Annotated in this window: 25 protein-coding genes and 1 tRNA gene; 17 read left to right on the forward strand and 9 right to left on the reverse strand. The window is 66.6% G+C overall.

Annotated features, from left to right (window positions below):
- Positions 1-33: 33 nt before the first annotated feature.
- The 4 genes from AC2EAL_RS17255 to AC2EAL_RS17270 are packed head-to-tail and all read right to left on the reverse strand — an operon-like array spanning position 34 to position 4,208.
- Positions 34-1,227: a beta-ketoacyl-[acyl-carrier-protein] synthase family protein gene (locus tag AC2EAL_RS17255; protein WP_484725475.1), complete on the reverse strand. Its 1,194-nt coding sequence runs from the start codon at positions 1,225-1,227 to the stop codon at positions 34-36.
- Entirely contained in the window at positions 1,224-1,493 is a 270-nt protein-coding gene (locus tag AC2EAL_RS17260; RefSeq protein ID WP_484725476.1) for an acyl carrier protein, read from the reverse strand. The genes AC2EAL_RS17255 and AC2EAL_RS17260 overlap by 4 nt, the downstream gene beginning before the upstream one ends.
- Complete coding sequence (locus AC2EAL_RS17265; RefSeq protein WP_484725477.1) at positions 1,490-2,584, reverse strand: UDP-3-O-(3-hydroxymyristoyl)glucosamine N-acyltransferase; 1,095 nt, start codon at positions 2,582-2,584, stop codon at positions 1,490-1,492. Before AC2EAL_RS17265 ends, AC2EAL_RS17260 begins: the two co-directional genes overlap by 4 nt.
- Positions 2,585-2,612: 28 nt before the next feature.
- Positions 2,613-4,208: a L,D-transpeptidase family protein gene (locus AC2EAL_RS17270; RefSeq protein ID WP_484725478.1), complete on the reverse strand. Its 1,596-nt coding sequence runs from the start codon at positions 4,206-4,208 to the stop codon at positions 2,613-2,615.
- Between the two features lie 60 nt (positions 4,209-4,268).
- On the opposite strand from AC2EAL_RS17270, the gene AC2EAL_RS17275 reads away from it, so the two are divergent.
- Together AC2EAL_RS17275 and mepK are read left to right on the forward strand one after the other, a co-directional pair.
- Positions 4,269-4,547 (forward strand): hypothetical protein, encoded by a 279-nt coding sequence (locus tag AC2EAL_RS17275; RefSeq protein ID WP_484725479.1) that lies wholly within the window; start codon positions 4,269-4,271, stop codon positions 4,545-4,547.
- Positions 4,544-5,113 carry a peptidoglycan L,D-endopeptidase MepK gene (gene mepK / locus AC2EAL_RS17280; RefSeq protein WP_484725480.1) on the forward strand — a complete coding sequence of 190 codons (570 nt, stop codon included), beginning with the start codon at positions 4,544-4,546 and terminating at the stop codon, positions 5,111-5,113. Before AC2EAL_RS17275 ends, mepK begins: the two co-directional genes overlap by 4 nt.
- 135 nt (positions 5,114-5,248) lie before the next feature.
- Here the strand turns inward: mepK and AC2EAL_RS17285 are convergent, their stop codons facing one another.
- Entirely contained in the window at positions 5,249-5,980 is a 732-nt protein-coding gene (locus AC2EAL_RS17285) for an RlmE family RNA methyltransferase (protein ID WP_484725481.1), read from the reverse strand.
- Complete coding sequence (locus AC2EAL_RS17290) at positions 5,977-7,119, reverse strand: Ppx/GppA phosphatase family protein (RefSeq protein ID WP_484725482.1); 1,143 nt, start codon at positions 7,117-7,119, stop codon at positions 5,977-5,979. Before AC2EAL_RS17290 ends, AC2EAL_RS17285 begins: the two co-directional genes overlap by 4 nt.
- Before the next feature lie 194 nt (positions 7,120-7,313).
- On the opposite strand from AC2EAL_RS17290, the gene AC2EAL_RS17295 reads away from it, so the two are divergent.
- The 5 genes from AC2EAL_RS17295 to AC2EAL_RS17315 all read left to right on the forward strand — a co-directional run bounded on the left by AC2EAL_RS17295 (position 7,314) and on the right by AC2EAL_RS17315 (position 11,188).
- Positions 7,314-7,970, forward strand: a complete 657-nt coding sequence (locus tag AC2EAL_RS17295; RefSeq protein WP_484725483.1) for an outer membrane protein — start codon at positions 7,314-7,316, stop codon at positions 7,968-7,970.
- A gap of 206 nt (positions 7,971-8,176) precedes the next feature.
- Complete coding sequence (locus tag AC2EAL_RS17300; RefSeq protein WP_137112167.1) at positions 8,177-8,479, forward strand: virulence factor; 303 nt, start codon at positions 8,177-8,179, stop codon at positions 8,477-8,479.
- A gap of 46 nt (positions 8,480-8,525) precedes the next feature.
- Entirely contained in the window at positions 8,526-9,440 is a 915-nt protein-coding gene (locus AC2EAL_RS17305; RefSeq protein WP_484725484.1) for a methylenetetrahydrofolate reductase, read from the forward strand.
- 15 nt (positions 9,441-9,455) lie between these two features.
- Positions 9,456-10,436, forward strand: a complete 981-nt coding sequence (locus AC2EAL_RS17310; protein ID WP_484725485.1) for a methyltetrahydrofolate cobalamin methyltransferase — start codon at positions 9,456-9,458, stop codon at positions 10,434-10,436.
- A gap of 227 nt (positions 10,437-10,663) precedes the next feature.
- The gene (locus AC2EAL_RS17315; protein WP_484725486.1) at positions 10,664-11,188 is read left to right on the forward strand and encodes an eCIS core domain-containing protein; all 525 of its coding nucleotides are present in this window, start codon (positions 10,664-10,666) and stop codon (positions 11,186-11,188) included.
- A 79-nt stretch (positions 11,189-11,267) separates the two neighbouring features.
- Here AC2EAL_RS17315 and AC2EAL_RS17320 read toward each other — a convergent pair whose 3' ends face one another.
- A complete protein-coding gene (locus AC2EAL_RS17320; RefSeq protein WP_484725487.1) occupies positions 11,268-11,987 on the reverse strand; it encodes a GNAT family N-acyltransferase in 720 nt (239 codons plus the stop codon).
- Positions 11,988-12,039: 52 nt separating this feature from the next.
- On the opposite strand from AC2EAL_RS17320, the gene msrB reads away from it, so the two are divergent.
- Positions 12,040-12,432 carry a peptide-methionine (R)-S-oxide reductase MsrB gene (gene msrB, locus AC2EAL_RS17325; RefSeq protein ID WP_484725488.1) on the forward strand — a complete coding sequence of 131 codons (393 nt, stop codon included), beginning with the start codon at positions 12,040-12,042 and terminating at the stop codon, positions 12,430-12,432.
- On the opposite strand, the gene AC2EAL_RS17330 is transcribed toward msrB, so the two are convergent.
- On the reverse strand, positions 12,429-12,917 hold the full coding sequence (locus AC2EAL_RS17330; protein ID WP_484725489.1) for an outer membrane protein assembly factor BamE: 489 nt from the start codon (positions 12,915-12,917) through the stop codon (positions 12,429-12,431). The genes msrB and AC2EAL_RS17330 overlap by 4 nt on opposite strands.
- Before the next feature lie 188 nt (positions 12,918-13,105).
- Here AC2EAL_RS17330 and AC2EAL_RS17335 point away from each other — a divergent pair, with 188 nt between their 5' ends.
- The 9 genes from AC2EAL_RS17335 to AC2EAL_RS17375 all read left to right on the forward strand — a co-directional run bounded on the left by AC2EAL_RS17335 (position 13,106) and on the right by AC2EAL_RS17375 (position 19,070).
- The gene (locus tag AC2EAL_RS17335) at positions 13,106-13,678 is read left to right on the forward strand and encodes a YceD family protein (RefSeq protein ID WP_484725490.1); all 573 of its coding nucleotides are present in this window, start codon (positions 13,106-13,108) and stop codon (positions 13,676-13,678) included.
- 187 nt (positions 13,679-13,865) lie between these two features.
- Positions 13,866-14,072 (forward strand): 50S ribosomal protein L32, encoded by a 207-nt coding sequence (rpmF, locus tag AC2EAL_RS17340; protein ID WP_128516887.1) that lies wholly within the window; start codon positions 13,866-13,868, stop codon positions 14,070-14,072.
- Between the two features lie 26 nt (positions 14,073-14,098).
- Positions 14,099-15,235 carry a phosphate acyltransferase PlsX gene (gene plsX, locus AC2EAL_RS17345; protein ID WP_484725491.1) on the forward strand — a complete coding sequence of 379 codons (1,137 nt, stop codon included), beginning with the start codon at positions 14,099-14,101 and terminating at the stop codon, positions 15,233-15,235.
- Entirely contained in the window at positions 15,232-16,203 is a 972-nt protein-coding gene (locus AC2EAL_RS17350; protein WP_484725492.1) for a beta-ketoacyl-ACP synthase III, read from the forward strand. Before plsX ends, AC2EAL_RS17350 begins: the two co-directional genes overlap by 4 nt.
- 107 nt (positions 16,204-16,310) lie before the next feature.
- Positions 16,311-16,613, forward strand: a complete 303-nt coding sequence (ihfA, locus tag AC2EAL_RS17355; RefSeq protein ID WP_137112158.1) for an integration host factor subunit alpha — start codon at positions 16,311-16,313, stop codon at positions 16,611-16,613.
- Between the two features lie 14 nt (positions 16,614-16,627).
- Positions 16,628-17,266 carry a MerR family transcriptional regulator gene (locus tag AC2EAL_RS17360; protein ID WP_484725493.1) on the forward strand — a complete coding sequence of 213 codons (639 nt, stop codon included), beginning with the start codon at positions 16,628-16,630 and terminating at the stop codon, positions 17,264-17,266.
- Between the two features lie 60 nt (positions 17,267-17,326).
- Positions 17,327-17,404, forward strand: a tRNA-Pro gene (locus AC2EAL_RS17365).
- A 67-nt stretch (positions 17,405-17,471) separates the two neighbouring features.
- Complete coding sequence (locus tag AC2EAL_RS17370) at positions 17,472-18,551, forward strand: 2'-deoxycytidine 5'-triphosphate deaminase (protein WP_484725494.1); 1,080 nt, start codon at positions 17,472-17,474, stop codon at positions 18,549-18,551.
- Positions 18,552-18,596: 45 nt separating this feature from the next.
- A complete protein-coding gene (locus tag AC2EAL_RS17375) occupies positions 18,597-19,070 on the forward strand; it encodes a hypothetical protein (RefSeq protein ID WP_484725495.1) in 474 nt (157 codons plus the stop codon).
- Here AC2EAL_RS17375 and AC2EAL_RS17380 read toward each other — a convergent pair.
- Positions 19,048-19,248 carry a hypothetical protein gene (locus AC2EAL_RS17380; protein WP_484725496.1) on the reverse strand — a complete coding sequence of 67 codons (201 nt, stop codon included), beginning with the start codon at positions 19,246-19,248 and terminating at the stop codon, positions 19,048-19,050. The genes AC2EAL_RS17375 and AC2EAL_RS17380 overlap by 23 nt on opposite strands.
- Positions 19,249-19,276: the final 28 nt, after the last annotated feature.

Consider the following 19,276-nt stretch of genomic DNA (forward strand, 5'->3'; position numbering starts at 1 on the left):
CTGAGGGCCGGCCTTCGGGTCGGCCCTTTTACGTCAAGCCTTGCGGAAGGCGATGACTGCGTTGAGCCCGCCGAATGCAAAGGCGTTCGACAGGACCGCCGCCACTTGTGCCTCCCGAGCGGTGCCCGGCACGACATCCAGCGGGCACTCCGGGTCGGGCGCCTGAAACCCCAGGGTCGGCGGCAACAGCCCATCCGTCAGCGCCATAACGCAGGCCAGCGCCTCCAGCGCGCCTGTCGCGCCGATCGCATGGCCGTGCATCGCCTTGGTCGAGGAGACGGGCGGCGGCCTGTCAAACACCTGCAGGATCGCGGCACTTTCGGCCCGGTCATTGGCCAGCGTCCCGGTGCCATGCGCGTTGATGTAACCGATATCCCCGGCCCCCAGCCCCGCATCGGCCAGCGCCGCCTGCATCGCCCGCGTCGCGCCATCCACATTCGGCGCGACGATGTCACCCGCATCCGCCGTCATGCCGAACCCCGCCACCTCGGCCAGCACGCGCGCCCCCCGAGCGCGGGCATGCTCTTCCGCCTCGAAGACCAGCACCCCGGCGCCGTCGCCGATCACCATGCCCTTGCGGCCCAGGCTGAACGGCCTGCAGGCGTCGGGGGCCAGGACGCGCAACCCCTCCCAGGCCTTGACCCCGCCAAAGCACAGCATCGCCTCGGCCCCGCCGGTCAGCATCACATCGGCCACGCCCATGCGGATCTGCTGGAACGCCAGCCCCATCGCGTGGTTCGCACTGGCGCAGGCCGAGGAAACGGCCAGGACAGGCCCCGACAACCCGTACCGGATCGACAGATGCGAGGCCGGAGCGTTGTGCATCAGCCTTGGCACGACCAGCGGCGAGACGCGGTTCCGCCCCTCGGCAAAGACCGCGCGATAGCTGTCCTCCCAGGTCTGGATGCCGCCTGCCGCCGTCCCCAGGATCACCCCGCCGCGCGCGCCGATCCCGTTTCGCAGGCCCGCCATCGCCACCGCTTCGGCCCCCGCCACCAGAGCGTATTGCGTCACCTGGTCGAAAAGCGGCAGGTCCTTCGCGCTGAACCGCGCCTCGGGCTGCCAGTCGCGGACCTCGGCCCCGATCCGGATCGTCAACCGGTCGGCATCGCGGAACTGCAGCGGTCCGATCCCGCAGCGACCCTCCCGAAACGCGGCAAAGGTCCCCGGCACATCCTGCGCCAGCGCATTCACCGTGCCGATCCCGGTGACGACGACGCGTCTCATCCGGCTTTCCGGGCAATCAGCTCCTCAACCCCGCGCACGATGCTGTCGACCGAGGTGAAATCGAAATCCGGCAAGTCGGGCTCGTTCGCGTTGAACGGGACCGAGATGTCGAACCGTTCCTCCAGCGCAAAGATCGCCTCGGCCTTGCCAAGGCTGTCCAGTCCCAGCGCATCGATGTCGGCATCCGGCGCGATGTCGGCAGGCGACAGCAACAGCTGCCGGGCCAGAATCGCGATCACATCCGCCTCGATCTCTGCCTTGCTCATTCGCCGTCCGACGCCTCGCCCGCATCGCCCTTTTCCAGCGCCGCCACCCGGGCCGCCAGCCGTGGCAGCCGCCGCAGCGCCTTCTGCATCTCGACATGCGTCTCCATCTTCACCGCCGGGTATCCCAGCAGCACCCGCCCCGCAGGCGCGTTGGTGAAGATCTTGGTTGCCCCGCCACAGATCACGTCATTGCCGACAAAGATGTTGTCGTTGACCCCGCACTGCCCGCCCATCACCACCCGGTCGCCGATCCGGGCCGAACCGGCGATCCCCACCTGTCCGCACAGCAGGCAATCGCGCCCGATCTGCACGTTGTGGCCGATGTGGACAAGGTTATCCAGCTTGGTCCCCGACCCGATCTGCGTGTCCCGGATCGTGCCCCGGTCGATGCAGACATTCGCGCCGATTTCCACGTCATCCCCGATGGTTACGGCCCCAAGCGAATGTATCCGGGTCCAGCTTTGGTCCTTGATCTCGGCGCGGCTGCCCAGCGTCTCGCGGATCTCCTCCACCCCGGATTTCTCGGGCGTGACAAAGCTGAACCCATCCGCCCCGATCACCGCGCCGGGCTGGCAGATGAAGCGGTTGCCTATGGTGACCCGCGCGCCAATCCGCGCGCCCTGCAGGATCAGTGGCTCGGCCCCGATCCGCGCGCCTTCGGCGATGGAGACGTGGCTTGCAATCCGCGCCCCCGGACCGATCCGAACGCCCGCGCCGATCACCACGAAGGGCCCGATTGCCGCCCCCTGGCCGATCTCGGCCGTGGGTTCCACGACTGCGAGCGGATGCACCCCCGGCGCAATGGCAGGCCCCGGGTCCATCAGCCGCGTCAGCCCCGCCATCGCCAGCCGCCCGCGCGGGGCGAAAATCGCGGCCTGCAGCCCCATGCCGCGCCAATCCGCCCCCGGCCAGACCACCGCCGCCCGCGCCCCGCCCTTGGCGATTCCGTCCCCGTACCGAGGGTCCATCGCCAGCGCCAACTGGTCGGGACCCGCCGCCGCAGGCTCGGCCGCGCCCCGCACGGTCAGGTCAAGGTCGCCCTCCGCCTCGGCGCCAAGCGCGGTTGCGATGTCACGGATCTTGTGGCCCATGGGTCCCCCGGCTGTATCAGCGCAAGGTCTACCCCTGAACGCCCGCCAGTTCCACCCCGGCGGCCTGCAGCGCCTCCCACAGCGCCGCATCCCGCCCATAGATGTCGCGGCGATAGCCGATGCGGCCGCGCTGGTCGGGATAGGCGGTGAAATAGACCAGATGCACCGGCAGGACCTGCTTCAGCTTGACCGTGGTCTCGTCACCGGTCTCCAGCGCTGCCTCGAACTCGGCCTCGGCATTGTCGGTCTGCCAGGACAGTAGCTCATGCGCCAGGTCGAACGGGTCAGCCACCCGGATGCAGCCATGGCTGTAGGCGCGCACCTCGTGGTCGAACAGCGACTTCGACGGCGTGTCGTGCAGATAGATGTTGTAGGGGTTCGGGAACATGAACTTCACCTTCCCCAGCGCGTTCCCATCCGACGGAGGCTGGCGCATCCCATAGGGGAAGCTTCCCCCGAAGTTCACCGCGCTGCGCGGCACCACCCGGCCCCGCCCGTCGATGATCTGCAAATGCCCGACGGCATTCGGATTCTGGCGCAAGAGCGGCAGGTATTCCTTGACGATGATCGACCGCGGCACCCCCCAGGAGGGGTTGATCACCATATGCTCCATCTGGTCCGAGAATTCGGGACTGCGCTGGTCGGGGACGTTCTTGCCGATCACGACGCGGGTTTCAAAGATGGTCTTGCCGCCGTCGATGATGCGGGCGCGGAAGTCGGGCAGGTTTACCCAGACATGCTTGCTGGCCCGGTCGTAGTGCATCCAACGCTCACGCTCCAGCGCGACGATCACCGATTTCAGCCGCGCCTCGGGGCCGATGTTGATCTCGGCCAGCGTCGTTTCGTTCACCACGCCATCCGCAGTCAGCCCGTGGTTCAACTGGAACCCGGTCACTGCCGCCTGCAGCATGCGGTCGTAGCTGGCCACTGACGTGGGCGCCAGATAGCCCATCCGCACCAGCCGGTCGCGCAGCGCCACCACCGCAGGCCCCGTGTCCCCCGGACCGAGAGCCCCCGCCGGAACCTGTTCGCCCCAGCCGCCCGCCGCGATCTGTGCTTCCAGCCCGAACTTGGCCTTCATCAGCTGCAGATAGACCGTCGACTTCGGCTCCAGCCACTTCAGCACTGCCTCGGGATTGCCATTGGCGATCCGGGTCAACAGCGTCTTGGGGTCGACCCTGTCGATCTCGCGCAGGATCCCCGCGTCCACCTCTTTCGGGTCGAGCGCACCCGAGGTCAGGTCCCGCGCCCAGGCCAGGTAGGCCAGCGTCATCTCCACCTCGACCCGGCCCCGGTCGCCCTCGGTCTCGGCGGCGCGCAGCTTGGCCATCAGCGCATCGGCATCATACCGCGCCACCGGCAGGCCGTGATCCGCAGCCGATCGGATCGCGGTCAGGAACGCCGTCCGGCGCGCGGCGTCATCCGCGCCGGTCCACAGCGTTTCATAGCCGGTTTCGCGGTACCAGGCGGCCACGACCTCATCGGACGAGGCGCTTGCGGCAAGCGACTGGGTGAAGGCGGCAGTCTGTGAGAAAGCGACGGGTGCAACGGCCTGGACCACAACCAGGGACAAAGGCGCAAGCCAGGACCGGACGGTCCGCCCGCGCAAGGCAAGAAAGGTCATTCCACCCTCGATCTCAATACCTTGAAGCGCTGTGATCATCTTTTGCCGGAACCGTGAACCTTGTCCATTCACAAAGCCGAAGACCCGCGCTTTGGCCGCAAAATTGTGTCGCCTCCGGCAACAGACGGTGCGGCAAGCGATGCAGAAGGGGCACAGTCGGCGGATTTCGCGGCGGTTAAGCAGAAATTTGCCGATTCAGGTTGTGTTGCCCCCATCGCGGACAATCGGCGCTTCAGCTTCGATTCGACTTGTGCCATAAGGTCGGGGCACTTGGGGAAGAAGTGGCAGCAGAACTGCGACACGCAGTCGAAGACAGCACGGGGACAGACGTTAGAATGACGGACAATCGACTTTTGGGCGTCTCTCGGCGCGGTCTTCTTGGTGTCTTCGCAGCGACAGCAGTGATCGCAGCCCCCACCCTCAGCAATGCCTTCGGTGTCCTCAAGGGTGCAGGCGATATCCGCCGCATACGGATGTATTCGGGCCGCACCGGTGAGGCGATCGACACGATCTACTGGATCGAAGGCGAGTACATCCCGGAAGTCGTCAAGGAAATCAACTACTTCATGCGCGATTGGCGGTCGAACGACACCACCAAGATGGACATGCGCACGATCGACATCATGGCAGCCGCGCACCGGCTGATGGATGTCTCGGAACCCTACATGCTGCTCTCGGGCTACCGCTGCCCGAAGACCAACGCGATGCTGCGGTCCAAGTCGCGCGGCGTGGCCAAGAATTCGCTGCACATGAAGGGCCAGGCGGCCGACCTGCGGTTGTCGTCGCGGTCCGTCGGGCAGATGGCCAAGGCGGCGGCGGCCTGTTCGGCGGGTGGCGTCGGCAAGTACTCGCGGTCGAACTTCGTCCACATGGATTGCGGCCCGGTCCGCAGCTGGGGCGGCTGACCCCGGTCAAGTCTGGAAAACGGGCGCCTTCGGGCGCCTTTTTCATTTGCATTTGACCGAACCCGCTCGTCGATGGTCTTCGACCACTCCTCGCTGGGCCCCCGCGACGAGAAGCCGAAGGCGAACGAGGAGCCGCTATTCTTCCGCCGGTCCCGCAAGCTCGCGCCCGCGATAGCCCATCGCCACGACGAACTTCTCGGAACTGTCCGCCCGGCTGGCAGGAGGCTTCACGTTCGCGACCTTGCGGAAGTTCCGCTTCAGCATCGCCTGCATCTCGTTCTCGGCCCCGCCCGCCAGCACCTTGGCAACGAAGGTTCCGCCGTCGTCCAGCACATCGAAGGCAAAGGCCAGTGCCGCCTCGACCAGCGCCACGATGCGCAAGTGATCCGTGGCCTTGTGACCCGACGCCGCCGCCGCCATGTCCGACATCACCACATCGGCCCGCCCGCCCAGCCAGCCCTTCACCTTTTCATCCGCATCATCGGCCAGGAAATCCAGCTGGTGGATCTCGGCCCCCGCAATCGGCTCCACCTCCTGCAGGTCGACGCCCAGCACCGTGCCCTGCGGCTTCTTCGGGTTCTGGCCAAGGGCATTCACCCGGTCCACCGCCACCTGGCACCAGCCGCCGGGCGCACAGCCCAGGTCCACTACTCGCGCCCCGGGCTTCAGGAAGCCGTACTTGTCGTCGAGTTCGATGATCTTGTAGGCCGCCCGCCCGCGATAGCCTTCGCGCTTGGCCCGCTGGACGTAAGGGTCGTTCAGCTGCCGCTCCAGCCACAGGGTCGAGGACAGCTTCCGCCCCTTCGCCGTCTTCACCCGCACCCGCAGCTCGCGCTGGCCACGCCCCGAAGTTTGCTTCTCGCTCATGTATAGGGCCCGTCCGCCAGCACGCCATCCGCGCTCATCTGCGCGTAAAGAAGCCCCTCCCTAAGGCCCCGGTCGGCCACCGACAAGCGGTCTGTCGGCCAGATTCGCATCAGCGCCTGCAGGATCGCCGCGCCGGACATGATCAGCGCATGCCGGTCGCGCCCGATCCGCGGGTCGTTCCGCCGCCCTTCCGGCCCAAGCGACAGGTATTCCCGGATCACCAGGTCGATCTGGTCAGAGGTCATCTGCAGCCCGTCGACCTTGGTCCGGTCATAGCGCTTCAGGTTCAGAAAGCTTGCCGCCACGGTCGTCACTGTCCCGGAGGTCCCGATGATCTGGAACCCCTCGCGCGGGTTGTTGGCATTGTAGGGGCTGAAGTTGGCGAGGTTCTCCTCGAAGAACCAGCTCATCAGCGCGAACCGCGCCGCGTCATCGTCGACATCGCCGAACTGGTCCTTCAGCGTCGCCACCCCCAGGGGCACGCTGATCCAGTCCACCACCCGGGCCACCGCGCCCTCACCTTGCGCGTTGAACCCCATGTGCAGCCGCATGATCGCCCGCGGCCGATCCACCGGCTCCACCGCTGAAAGGTCGATCCAGACGAGCTCGGTCGACCCACCACCGATATCCACCACCAGAAGCTGCTCGGTCGAAGGGTTGACCAGCGGCGCGCAGGAAATGACCGCCAGCCGCGCCTCTTCCTCGGGCGCGATGATTTCCAGCCCCAACCCGGTCTCGCGCCGCACCTGGCGGATGAAGTCCTTGGCGTTCCGCGCCCGGCGGCAGGCCTCGGTCGCCACCAGCCGCATCCGGCGCACGCCGTGCTTTTCGATCTTCTTCTCGCAGATCCGCAGGGCCTGGATCGTCCGCCCCATCGAGGACCGCGACAACCGGCCCGAGGCCTCCAGCCCCACACCCAGCTGCACCGATTTCGAGAAGCTGTCGATGATCGTGAACTGACTGCCCAGCGGCTGGGCAATCAGCATCCGGCAACTGTTGGTCCCAAGGTCAAGCGCCGCATACAACGGTGCCGACCCCGGGTCGGATAGGGCTGACGGCTCCTCGGCGCGGGAAACTGCCATTGGCGTCTCGACCTGCGCGTCAGTCGCGTCCGCCCTACGGGGACGCTCGGGCGTCATGACCGCCCTCCATCTGTGGTTGGACCCAAGGTAGTCGCCTTTTGCCGCCCTGACAAGCACGGCCGCGGACGGCACGGTCACCCCCCTGTTGCATCCGTGTTCGACCCGCCTGCGACGTTAACCCAGACTGTCGGCAAGCGTTGACGGCAGGCAGTCGCAGCCCGCACAATGCCGGAAAAAGAATTGAGGCAGCGATGACATACCGACCGGACCTGCTGGCAGCCAGCCTGCTTACCCTTGCGCTTGCCGCACCCGCCCTGGCCGAGGGGACGGAAACCCCGCGCGACTGGACCGGATTCTATTTCGGGGCGGCCGTCGCCACGCCGCAGGGCGACAACAGCTGGCGGGTCGAAAGCCTCGACGACCACGAACTGATCCCGGGCCCCTGGAACGGCGGCGTCTCCGCCTATTCGCTGGGCCATGACTGGCAGCGCGGCAACCTGGCCTTCGGTGCGGCACTTTCACTTTACACCGGCGATCTTGCCGCCACCCCGACCAGCGGCTTTTACTTCACCTGCGTCAACTGCCAGACCGAGATCAGCCACCTGGTGACGCTGCGCGGCCGCGCCGGCTATGCCATGGACAACACGCTTCTGTTCGCCAGCGGTGGTTACGCCAGGGCGGACGCCCTTGCCACCAACGTGGGCGGCGCGGTGACCATCGCCGATGCCAGCCTTGAAGGCTGGACCCTGGGCGTCGGGGTCGAACAGCGGATCGGCGAAATCGTGACGCTTGCGGTGTCCTACGATCACGTCGATCTCGGCAAGCTTGACCTGTCGAACTACCTCGACACCACCACCTCGCAGGTCGAATTCAACCAGCTGCAGGTCGGCATGAACGTCCGCTGGTAAGCCTGCAGGCTCCAGCCCGCTTCATCACCTTCATGAAGATTTCTGGGCTGCCACGGGCTGGCCCTTCGCCCTGCGCTTGGTTACCTTCCGCTCCGGCAGTGCAGCCGGGGTCGCATCCATTGCGCGCCATGTCGAAAACCGACACCGGTTGTCGGGGACCGACGTCTATCAACAGGGCAACACGAAGCGCAGGGAATCAACTGAACATGGCCGAGGTTACCATCGTCTACTGGCGCGACATCCCGGCCCAGGTCATCGTCGGCAAGGGCCGGCGCGGCTCCAAGGTCCAGCTTCCCGAACGGTTTGAGCAAGCCATAGACCGCTGCGCCATGAAGATCGGCGCCAAGGATGCCGACGCCTATCTCGCCGAATGGCGCAAGGTCGTCGTCGCGGACCTCGAGGGCGAACCCGACACCATCGCCGCCGACTATGCCGCGAAGCTCGAAGCCGAATTCGACACCGCCCGCATCAAGACCCTGATCGACGCCGAAGGCTGGGCCAAGGCCTGACGCCCTGATGACCCCGCCCAAGCCTTCCACCTTTAAGGAGACCGTGATGGCCCTGTTCAATTTCCGCCGCAAGGAAGAAGCCGCCCCCGCGACCGGCGGGCTTGAGGCCTTTCTCAAGGGCTATTCCATCGAGGTCATGCCCCGGACCGCCGAAAAGGTGGAAAGCTTCCGCGACATCCTACCCTCGGGCACCCGCGTCTACATCGCCAACATCGAAAGCCCGATCGAGGAGATGACCGCCACCGCCAAGCGGATCGTCGACGAAGGCTTTGACGTGATGCCGCACTTCCCCGCGCGCATCATCAAGGACAAGGCCACGCTGTTCGACTGGGTCGCGCGCTACAAGGACGTGGGCGTAAAGCAAGGCCTGATCCTTGCGGGCAACCCCGCCGCGCAGGTCGGTGACTTTAGCTCCTCGATGGAACTCCTTGAATCCGGGGCCTTTACCGGCTTCGAACGACTCCACGTCGCGGGCCACCCGGAGGGGAACCGCGACATCGATCCCGATGGCTCCGACCGCATGGTGATGGAAGCCGCCCGCTGGAAATCGGCCTTCGCGGAACGCACCGACGCGCAGATGGCGATGACTACCCAGTTCTGCTTCGAGGCGCAGCCGGTGATCGACTGGGTCAACCGCCTGCAAGCCGAGGGCATCAAGCTGCCGGTCCACATCGGCATCGCGGGCCCCGCCAAGCTGCAAACCCTCATCAAGTTCGCCATCGCTTGCGGCGTGGGGCCAAGCCTCCGCGTGCTGCAGAAACGCGCGATGGACGTCACCAAACTCCTCCTGCCCTATGAACCCACCGAAGTCCTCGAGGCCCTCGCCGCCCACAAAGCCGCGAATCCTGGTTTCGGGATCGAGCAGGTCCACTTCTTCCCCTTGGGCGGCATCAAGACCAATGCCACCTGGGTCACCGAACACGGCGGCGCCTCGGGCGTTCCCGCCTCCGCCACCGCCTGATAGAAAGCTTCAAGAATGACCCGTACCGTCGTTGAATCCAAAACGAAAACCGTCATCATCGGTTTCGATGAACCCTTCTGCGTGATCGGCGAACGCATCAACCCGACGGGCCGCAAGAAGCTTGCTGCCGAACTGGAAGCCGGCAACTTCGAGACCGTCATCAAGGACGCCCTCGAACAGGTCGCCTGCGGGGCAACGGTCCTCGACGTGAACTCCGGCGCCGTCTTCACCAACAAGATGGCCGAAGACCCACGCTATGCCGACAACAACTTCGTCGAACCGCCGCTGATGAAGGCGCTGATCGAGATCATTCAGCAGACCGTCGACGTGCCCTTGTGCATCGACTCGTCGGTCCCCGGCGCGCTTGAGGCGGGCCTGCAGGCCTGCGAAGGCCGCCCGCTTCTGAACTCGGTCACCGGGGAAGAGGAACGCCTCGAACTCGTCCTGCCGCTCGTCAAGAAATACAACGTCCCCGTCGTCGCCATCTCGAACGACGACACCGGCATCTCGCCCGACCCGGATGTCCGCTTTGCCGTCGCGAAGAAGATCGTCGAACGCGCCGCCGATTTCGGCATCCCCGCGCATGACATCGTCGTCGACCCGCTGGTGATGCCGGTTGGCGCGATGGCCAGCGCGGGCCAGCAGGTCTTCACCCTCGTCCGTCGCCTGCGGGAAGAGCTTGGCGTCAACACCACCTGCGGCGCCTCGAACATCTCGTTCGGCCTGCCGCATCGCCACGGCATCAACGGTGCCTTCCTGCCGATGGCCATCGGCGCGGGCATGACTTCGGCGATCATGAACCCGGTCCGCCAGCAGGAAATGGAGGCGATCCGCGCCGCCAACTTCCTGATGAACCACGACGCGAACGGCGGCGAATGGATCCGCTTCGCCAAGGTGCTGGAAGCCGTCGAAGGCGGCCTGAGCTTCGCCGACGCATCCGCCGCCGCCACCCAATCCGCCGGTGGCCGTCGCGGCGGCCGTCGCGGGCGGGCGTAAAGCCCCAAGGGCTGCCCTCGCCCTGAAGGCAGCCCCATTTCATGTCTTCAAGTATCCCCGCCGGAGGCAGTTCCGAGTGATCTTGCGTCCTTCACGCAAGATCACGAGACAAAGAGTCTTCGCGCGGAACGCGCTCAATCTGCTAGTCGCCCCGCCCCCGGTCACCTTTCCGGCACCACCCTTGCCTCCCGGTTGCAGGACAGCGGCACTCTTGGCACCCTTCCGCCATGCGCAGCCTCTTCTTCGCCCTCGCTCTCACCACCCCCGCACTGGCCCAAAACCCCAGCCAGCCGTGGGAGAAAACCGGCCGCGCCATCGTCGAGACCAGCCTCGACATCGCCGCCGCTTCGCTCGCCAACGCGCTCGTCCTCTCCCGTGACGCCGCCTGGGCCGAGGGCACCCAGCCCATGCCACCGCACATCCGCCAGGCGCTTCTCGACTGGTATCCGGCCGACCTCCTCGACAGCATCGAATACCGCACCGGCATCCCCGAGGATTCGACGCTACAGTCCCTCGTGATGCGGCACGGCGACGCCACCGCGATCACCCTGGTCGACACCATCGTCTTCGCCAATGCGTGGGATGCGGAAAACAACGTCGCCCTCTGGGCGCATGAGGTGAAGCACGTCGAACAGTTCCGCCGCTGGGGCCTCCTGGAATTCGCCAGACGCTACGTCCGCGACCACCAGGCCGTCGAAGCCGAAGCCTACGCCATCGGCGACGCCGTCAAGGCACTCCACGGCGGGGGGTGACCAATCCCTGACGGAAAGTTAACGTCCGCGCCCAACCCATTGAAACCCCTAAGATTGGAAATCTGTCCACCGTGGACAACTACCCCGCCACCGCACGCAGACTGGCCGCCCGCGCCTTCGGAACCCGGTCCACCTCGACGCAGGTGAAGACGTGGAGCGTGTCCAGTTCCCGATCCACCACAGCGTGGTCCGACACCCAGCCCCCCATCGCCAGATAGGTCCGCAGAAGCGGCGGCAGCGAGGCCAGCGTCACCCTCCGCTCCCCCACCGGCCCGGCCGCAGCCAACTCCACCACCTCCGCCGCCTTCCGCCCCGGCAAGTGCTCCACCGGCCCGACGAACTCCGCCGCCAGCAGAGCCAGGCCCGCCCGATGCGCCTCCCACCCCGCGCCGCGGAACGAGGTGCAGCCAACGAGCAACCCCGCCTGCCCCTCGTCCACCACCTTCGTCATCGCCCCCCAGGCCAGCCGCAGCACATCCGGATGCACTCCCCCGGGCCGGACGCAGAACCGGCCCATTTCGGCAATCGGCCGGGCATAGCCCGACAAGGGCCCCACATCATAGAACCGCGCCGCATAGCCCTGCGTCAGCCCCGCGCCCCAGCCGAACAGCATCACCCGGAAATAGGCCAGCACCTCCCCCTCGCCCTCGACCACCACATGCGCCGACAGCGCATCCTGGTCGTCCTCCTCCGCCCCCGAAACCCGGGGAAAGGCCGCCCGGCGGAAGGCCATGACCCGGTCCATGTCCCGGCCCTCGGCCAGCCGCGCCATCAACTTGCCTTTACGGAGTGTTTCCACGCCTTTCCCCCCGCCCACAGGCAGCCTAGATTGGCCCACAAAGGAGACCCCGATGGACAAGATCGTCAAGACCGATGCCGAATGGCAGGCCCAGCTTTCCGACCTCGCCTACAAGGTGACCCGCAAGCACGCGACCGAACGCGCCTTCACCCATGACAACTTCCCGAAGGACCCCGGCACCTACCGCTGCGTCTGCTGCGACGCGCCGCTGTTCGACCAGGCGACCAAGTTCGACAGCGGCACCGGCTGGCCCTCGTTCTACGCCCCGCTCGACCCCGAGATGGTGGGCGAGCAGTCCGACAACAGCTGGTTCATGCGCCGGACCGAGGTGCATTGCAACCGCTGCGACGCGCATCTGGGCCACGTCTTCCCCGACGGCCCCCGGCCCACAGGCCTGCGCTACTGCATCAACGGCGTCGCGCTGACCTTCGATCCGAAAGACTAGTCGGACAGGATTTCCCCGGCCTGCAAGCGGCCAAAGCTGCCCAGGATCTGCTGGATGAACGACAGCCCCCGCACATTGGGCTCTGTCACCCGCCGCGAGATTTCGACCACGCGGCCGTCTTCCAGGCCATAGCGGGCGATATTCTCGACCACGCCGGCCTCGGTGAAGGTAACCGCCAGCACCTGACGGTCGATTTCCTGCGGCTCGCGCGGGCCGACCAGCTTGTAGCGGCTTTGCACGTAGAACCAGCCGACGTCGTTCAACAGGCCCGAGGTCGAGGGGCGGCCGATCTTTTGGGCGACGGTTTCCCGCGTGTCGGTGCCGACCTCGACAAGGGCAAGCTCATCCTCGGCCGGAACATAGCCATGGTTGCGGAAGACGGGCGAGCAGGCCGCGACCGTACCGACCAGCACCAGGACCAGCCCCTGCCGCCGCACATGCTGGCAGGCCGCAAGGACCGACCGTGCCAACCGGAAATCTGCCATGCCTGCCCTCATGCCCGCTGAAACGCCGAATGTCGACGCGGGTTCTTCAAAACCCTTGGGCTTCGGGATAACAGACTATCAGCCCAAAGTTCAAGAATGGAACGCCGCACCCTGCCGCCTGTGACCGTCAAGCCGCCCGCTTGGCGCCGCCAGACCGGAGCCAGGCCCCAGCCGCAAAGGCCCAGATGATGTCCGACCCCGCGCAACCGCGCCCGACCCGCTTTCGCACCAGCGCGCTCAGCCCGCGAAAGCCCACGCGCTTTGCCTACCACCCCGATGCCGCCGAACGGGCGGCATTGGCCGAAGAGCTGGGCCTTCTGGCCCTCTATGCGCTGGACCTGACCGGTGAAATCCGGCCCGCGGGTCGGGATGAGCTGGTGCTGGAAGCCAATCTTGTCGCCCGCGCCGATCAGGCCTGCAGCATCACCCTGGCCCCAGTCCCGGCCAGCGTGACCGAACCCGTGCGCCGCCGCTATATCGCCGGGCTGGCAGAGCCCGAGGGCGACGAGGTCGAGATGCCCGAAGACGACAGCCAGGAGCCGATGCCCGAAGTGATCGACCTTGCCGAGGTTGCGGCCGAGGCGCTGGCCCTGGCGCTGCCGCTTTATCCCCGTGCGCCGGGGGCAGAGCTGGGCCAGATTGTGCATGCGGAACAGGGCGTGACGCCCCTTTCGGATGCGGATCTGAAGCCTTTTGCCGGGCTGCAAGGGCTTGCCGCCAAGCTTGCGGCCAAGGATGAACCGGGGTCGGAAGGCGGCTGAGTGAACTCCCGCCCAAGCCGGTTTCGCACCCGCGAAAAGGGGCTTGCGCAGCACGGGAATCCGAGTATGTTCCGCGCCTCATTCAAGCTGTGAAGCAGCATCCGTAGGCTACTGTCCGAAGGGACGGTCAGGGTGCTGAATCGCAAAGGAAATCCGGGGCATGTCCCCACTGCCCAAAGGTTGAGACATGGCTGTCCCGCAGAACCGCACCACGAAGTCCCGCCGCAACATGCGCCGTGCGCATGACGCCCTGGTTGCCGCCAACCCGAACGAATGCCCGAACTGTGGCGAGCTGAAGCGTCCGCACCATGTGTGCAGCGCTTGCGGCCACTACGATTCGCGCGAAGTCGTTTCGATGGCGCGGGAAGTCGACCTGGACGAAGACGCGGCGTAAGCCGCGCCCGCGCCGCGCCCGTCCCGATGGCACTCGGACCAGAGTCTGCGTCTGCCCCGGCCAGTGAGCGCGTTGTCATTTCGGTTGACGCCATGGGTGGCGATCGCGGGCCGGCAGCCGTCGTTGCCGGCCTGATCGATTCCCTGGCGCGCCATCCCCGGATGGATGCGATCCTGCACGGCGATGAGGCTGTGCTGCGGCCGCTTGTGACCCGGCATCCCGATCTCGCCCCGCGCATCACCATTCGCCACGCCGACCGCGTGGTGAAGATGGAGGACAAGCCCGCCCAGGTCATGCGACACGGGCAAGGCACGTCGATGTTCGGGACCATCGACGCGGTCAAGGATGGCGAGGCGGCGGCGGCGGTGTCCTGCGGCAACACGGGCGCCCTGATGGCGGTGTCGATGCTGCGGCTGAGGAAGCTTCCCGGCCTGAACCGTCCTGCCATCGCAAGCCTCTTCCCGACCCCTACCCCCGGCAAGATGAACGTCATGCTGGACATGGGTGCCGACGTGAAGGCCGATCCGGGCGATCTTCTGCAATACGCCTTCATGGGCGCGTCCTATGCCAGGAACGGCTTGTCGATCACCCGCCCGCGCGTGGGCCTCTTGAACGTGGGCACCGAGGAACACAAGGGCCGGGCCGAGCTGCACGAGGCGCACCGGCTTCTGGGTCACAGCGCCGAGGCGGGCAGTTTCGACTATGTGGGCTTTGTCGAGGGCACGGACATCCTTTCGGACCGCGTCGACGTGATCGTGACCGACGGCTTCACCGGCAACGTCGCGCTGAAGGCCATCGAGGGCACCGCGCGGCTGGTGGGCGACCTCTTGCGGCAAAGCCTGACCTCGACGCTGATGGCCAAGCTTGGCGCGCTTCTGGGCCGCGGGGCGCTGAAGCGCCTGCAAATGCGCATCGACCCGCGCCGGGTGAATGGCGGGGTTTTCCTGGGCCTGAACGGGACGGTGGTCAAGTCGCATGGCTCGGCCGATGCCACGGGCGTCGCCGCCGCAATCGGGCTGGCCTACCAGTTGGCACAAGTGCGTTTCCTGGAACGCCTTGCAGCGCGGGTTGCATCCGCCGAAGCCGCGGGGCAGGATGCCGCCCGTGTGGAGGCCGACCGTCAGCAAGCGGGGCCAGCGACCGGAGGCAATCCGACCGAATGACGATACGCGCCGCAGTCAGGGGCGTCGGGCATTACCTGCCTGAACGTGTCGTCCCCAACGCCGAGTTCGAAGCCATTGTTGAGACCTCGGACGAATGGATCAAGTCCCGCTCGGGGATCGAACGCCGCCATTTCGCCGCCGACGGCCAGATGACCAGCGACCTGGCTACCCGCGCCGCCCAGGCCGCGCTGGCCGATGCCGGGATCGCCGCAGACCAGATCGACGCGATCATCGTGGCGACCTCGACCCCCGACCTGACTTTCCCCTCCGTCGCTACCATGGTCCAGGCCGCGCTTGGCATCACCAAGGGCTTTGCCTTCGACGTCCAGGCCGTCTGCGCGGGATTCGTCTATGCCCTGGCGAATGCCAACGCCCTTGTCGTCTCGGGCCAAGCCACCCGCGTGCTGGTCATCGGGGCCGAGACGTTCAGCCGCCTGATGAACTGGAAGGACCGCACCACCTGCGTCCTTTTCGGCGACGGCGCCGGGGCAGTGTTGCTGGAGGCGGTCGAAGGAGCCGGCACCAACAAGGACCGGGGGATCCTGGCGACCGACCTCAACTCGGACGGCCGCTACAAGGACATCCTTTACGTCGACGGCGGCACCTCGACCGGCACCACCGGGCACCTGGTGATGGAAGGCAAGGAAGTCTTCCGCCATGCCATTGAAAAGCTGGCAGAAACCGCCCACACCGCGCTGGACAAGGCGGGCCTGACCGGCGAGGACATCGACTGGATCGTCCCGCACCAGGCCAACATCCGGATCATCGAGGGCACCGCCAAACGCATGCAGGTCCCGATGGAGCGTGTTGTCGTCACCGTCCAAGACCACGGCAACACCTCGGCCGCCTCGATTCCCCTGGCCTTATCCGTCGGCAAGGCCCGCGGCCAGATCAAGCCGGGCGACCTCATCGTGATGGAGGCCATCGGCGGCGGCCTGGCCTGGGGATCGGTCGTCCTGCGCTGGTAAGCGCCTTTAACAGCGCTTCCCAAGTGGTTGATATTGACTCGTAAATCCATCCGGCCCAATCTCCCCCGACAACAAGCTTGTCCGAACAAGCTCAATGGGGGGACGAGATGAGCGAGAAGACACTGACCCGGATGGACCTCAGCGAAGCCGTCTTTCGCGAAGTGGGGCTCAGCCGTAACGAATCCGCCAATCTGGTCGAGGCGGTCCTGCAGCACATGTCGGATGCGCTGGCCTCCGGTGAGACGGTGAAGATCTCGTCCTTCGGCACCTTCTCGGTCCGGTCCAAGACCGCCCGCGTCGGCCGCAACCCGAAGACTGGCGAAGAGGTTCCGATCTCCCCCCGCCGCGTCCTGACCTTCCGCCCCTCGCACCTGATGAAGGACCGCGTGGCGGCCGGAAAGAAGCGCTGAAAGGGGTCTAGCGGGTGGACAAATCGCCGGACGCCTTTCGCACCATCAGCGAGGTTGCCGAACATCTCGACACGCCTGCGCATGTGTTGCGGTTCTGGGAAAGCCGGTTTCCGCAGATCAAGCCGGTCAAGCGCGCGGGCGGGCGGCGGTACTATCGCCCTTCGGATGTGGCGCTGCTGACCGGCATCAAGCGGCTGTTGCATGATGAGGGCCTGACGATCCGGGGTGTGCAGAAGATCCTGCGCGACCACGGTGTGCGGCAGGTGGCCGGGCTGACCGATGACAGCGTTTCCCTGGACGAGTTGACGGTTGCCGAAACCGGCACTGCGCCTGCCATGGACGACCGTGAACCGGTCGCGCCAGTCGAAGCGGCCAGCATGCCCGACACCCGGCCAGCACCTCCGGTCGCGTCGCCTGCCCCGGTTGCGCCCGCCCAGGCCGGGCTGCCCCTGTTCGACGCGCCGCCCGCCCTTGCCACGGCAGCCGCCCCGCGGAAACCCACCCTGCGTGACGACGCGACTTTTGCCAGCCTGATCAGGGGATTGCCGCACGGCTCGCTACAGGCGCACCGGCCGGAACTCGCGGGCATTGCCGCGCGCCTGCGCCGCCACCGCGCCCGGCTTGCCGCCCGCGCCGAAGGCATCGGCGACTAAGTCCGTCATGCGCTTTCCCGCTTGCACCGGCCCGGAATACCAGTATGTATCGCCCCGTGTCGGGCCGTAGCGCAGCCTGGTTAGCGCGTCCGTCTGGGGGGCGGGAGGTCGAGAGTTCGAATCTCTCCGGCCCGACCATCGAAAACCCGCCCGCCTGCCACCCGGCAGTGCGGGCGGTTTCATATCTGGCCCACGGGGGGACGCCATGACATCCGGAGTGCTGCCCGCCCAAGGACTGCGCCAGCTGATCGCCAAAGGCGCGCTTGCCGGAACGCCTGACATCCGCGACGACCAGATCCAGCCCGCCAGTCTCGACTTGCGGCTTGGCCCCGTTGCCTACCGGGTCCGTGCCTCGTTCCTGGCCGGCCATGGCCGCAGCGTGCAAGAGAGGCTGGCCGAATTCACCATGCACCAGGTCAACCTCGCCGAAGGTGCGGTCCTGGAAAAGAACTGCGTCTACGTGATTCCCCTGGCCGAACGCGTCGCCTTGCCCCCGGGCGTCCGTGCCGTCGCCAATGCCAAGAGCTCTTCGGGCCGCCTGGACCTTCTGACCCGGACGATCACCGATGGCGGGACGGAATTCGACCGGATTCCCGACGGCTATGCCGGCCCGCTTTATGCCGAGGTCTGCCCGCGCAGTTTTTCGGTGCTGGTCCGCGAAGGCCAGCGACTGAACCAGATCCGCTTCCGGCAGGGTCAGGCGGTCCTGACCGATGCCGAGCTGACCGCGCTTCACGCCGTCGAGCCGCTGGTCTCGGGCGAGGCGATGATTTCCGAAGGTCTGGGCTTTTCGGTCGACCTGAAACCCGCCATGGGCACGCTGGTCGGTTACCGCGCCAAGCCGCATACCGGGGTCGTCGATCTGGACAAGATCGGCCACTACCCGGCCCGCGACTTCTGGGAGGAACTCCACACCACTGACGGTCGGATCATCCTCGACCCCGGTGCCTTCTACATCCTTGTCAGCCGCGAGGCGGTGACGATCCCCCCCGATTATGCCGCCGAAATGGCCCCTTTCCTGGCCATGGTCGGTGAATTCCGCGTGCACTACGCGGGCTTCTTCGACCCCGGCTTCGGCCATGCCGCGGCGGGCGGGGCGGGCTCGCGCGGGGTGCTGGAAGTGCGCTGCCACGAGGCACCCTTTGTGCTGGAGCACGGGCAGGTGGTGGGCCGCCTCGTCTATGAACGCATGTCGGAACGGCCCGATACGTTGTACGGCGCGGGCATCGCCTCGAACTATCAGGGCCAGGGGCTGAAACTCGCCAAGCAATTCCGGTCGGCCTGACGGCCAATTCGTGCTAGGCTTCCCCCAGGACCAGAGGGGCCGCCGATGGGGCAGTCACGTCTGCAGGGTCTGGTGTGGGGCATCGCGACCGCCTTGGCCGCCCTGCCCGCCTGTGCCAACCGCCTGACCTTCGAGGTCTGGCCCGATGCCTCGCCCGACCATGTGGTGTCCTGCACCTTCGCGGTGTCCGACGGCTGGATCAGCCTGGTCCAGGTGACCGGGGTGGGAATGCCGGCGCCGAAGCCGATGCGCTGGCGGGCAACCCGGGCCGAGGTCGAAGCCGTGTCATATGGCTTGCAGGCACTGGTTGCCGGAGATCTGGGTTCGGTGGACGCCTACCATTCCCGCCAGCCGCCCGCACCCTTCCTGTCAGTCACCTGGATGACGCGGTTGGATGACCGACTCGCCTCGGGTCTTTACATCCAGCGCGGCCTGGCCCTGCCTGAACCGCTGTCGCAGACTCTTGCCTCGCTGGGCCTGGGCCAGCCCTGCGGCCTCAGCGCCAAAGCCGGCGAGTGACCTTCTGGATTTCCTTGGCGCGCGCCGCCATCTCGCGCCCCTTCTGGGCCTGTTCGCGTTCCTCCGGCGTCATTTCCGCCTCGGGCTTGCCCCGACGCGCGGCATAGTCGATCCCGGCGTTGATCGCCTTACCCATGAACATCCGTGTCAGCATCCTCAGCAGACCGTTCAGATCCATCTCAACCTCCGCCTCACCGCCCGCTTGA

It is taken from the genome of Tabrizicola sp. T74 (assembly GCF_057219935.1).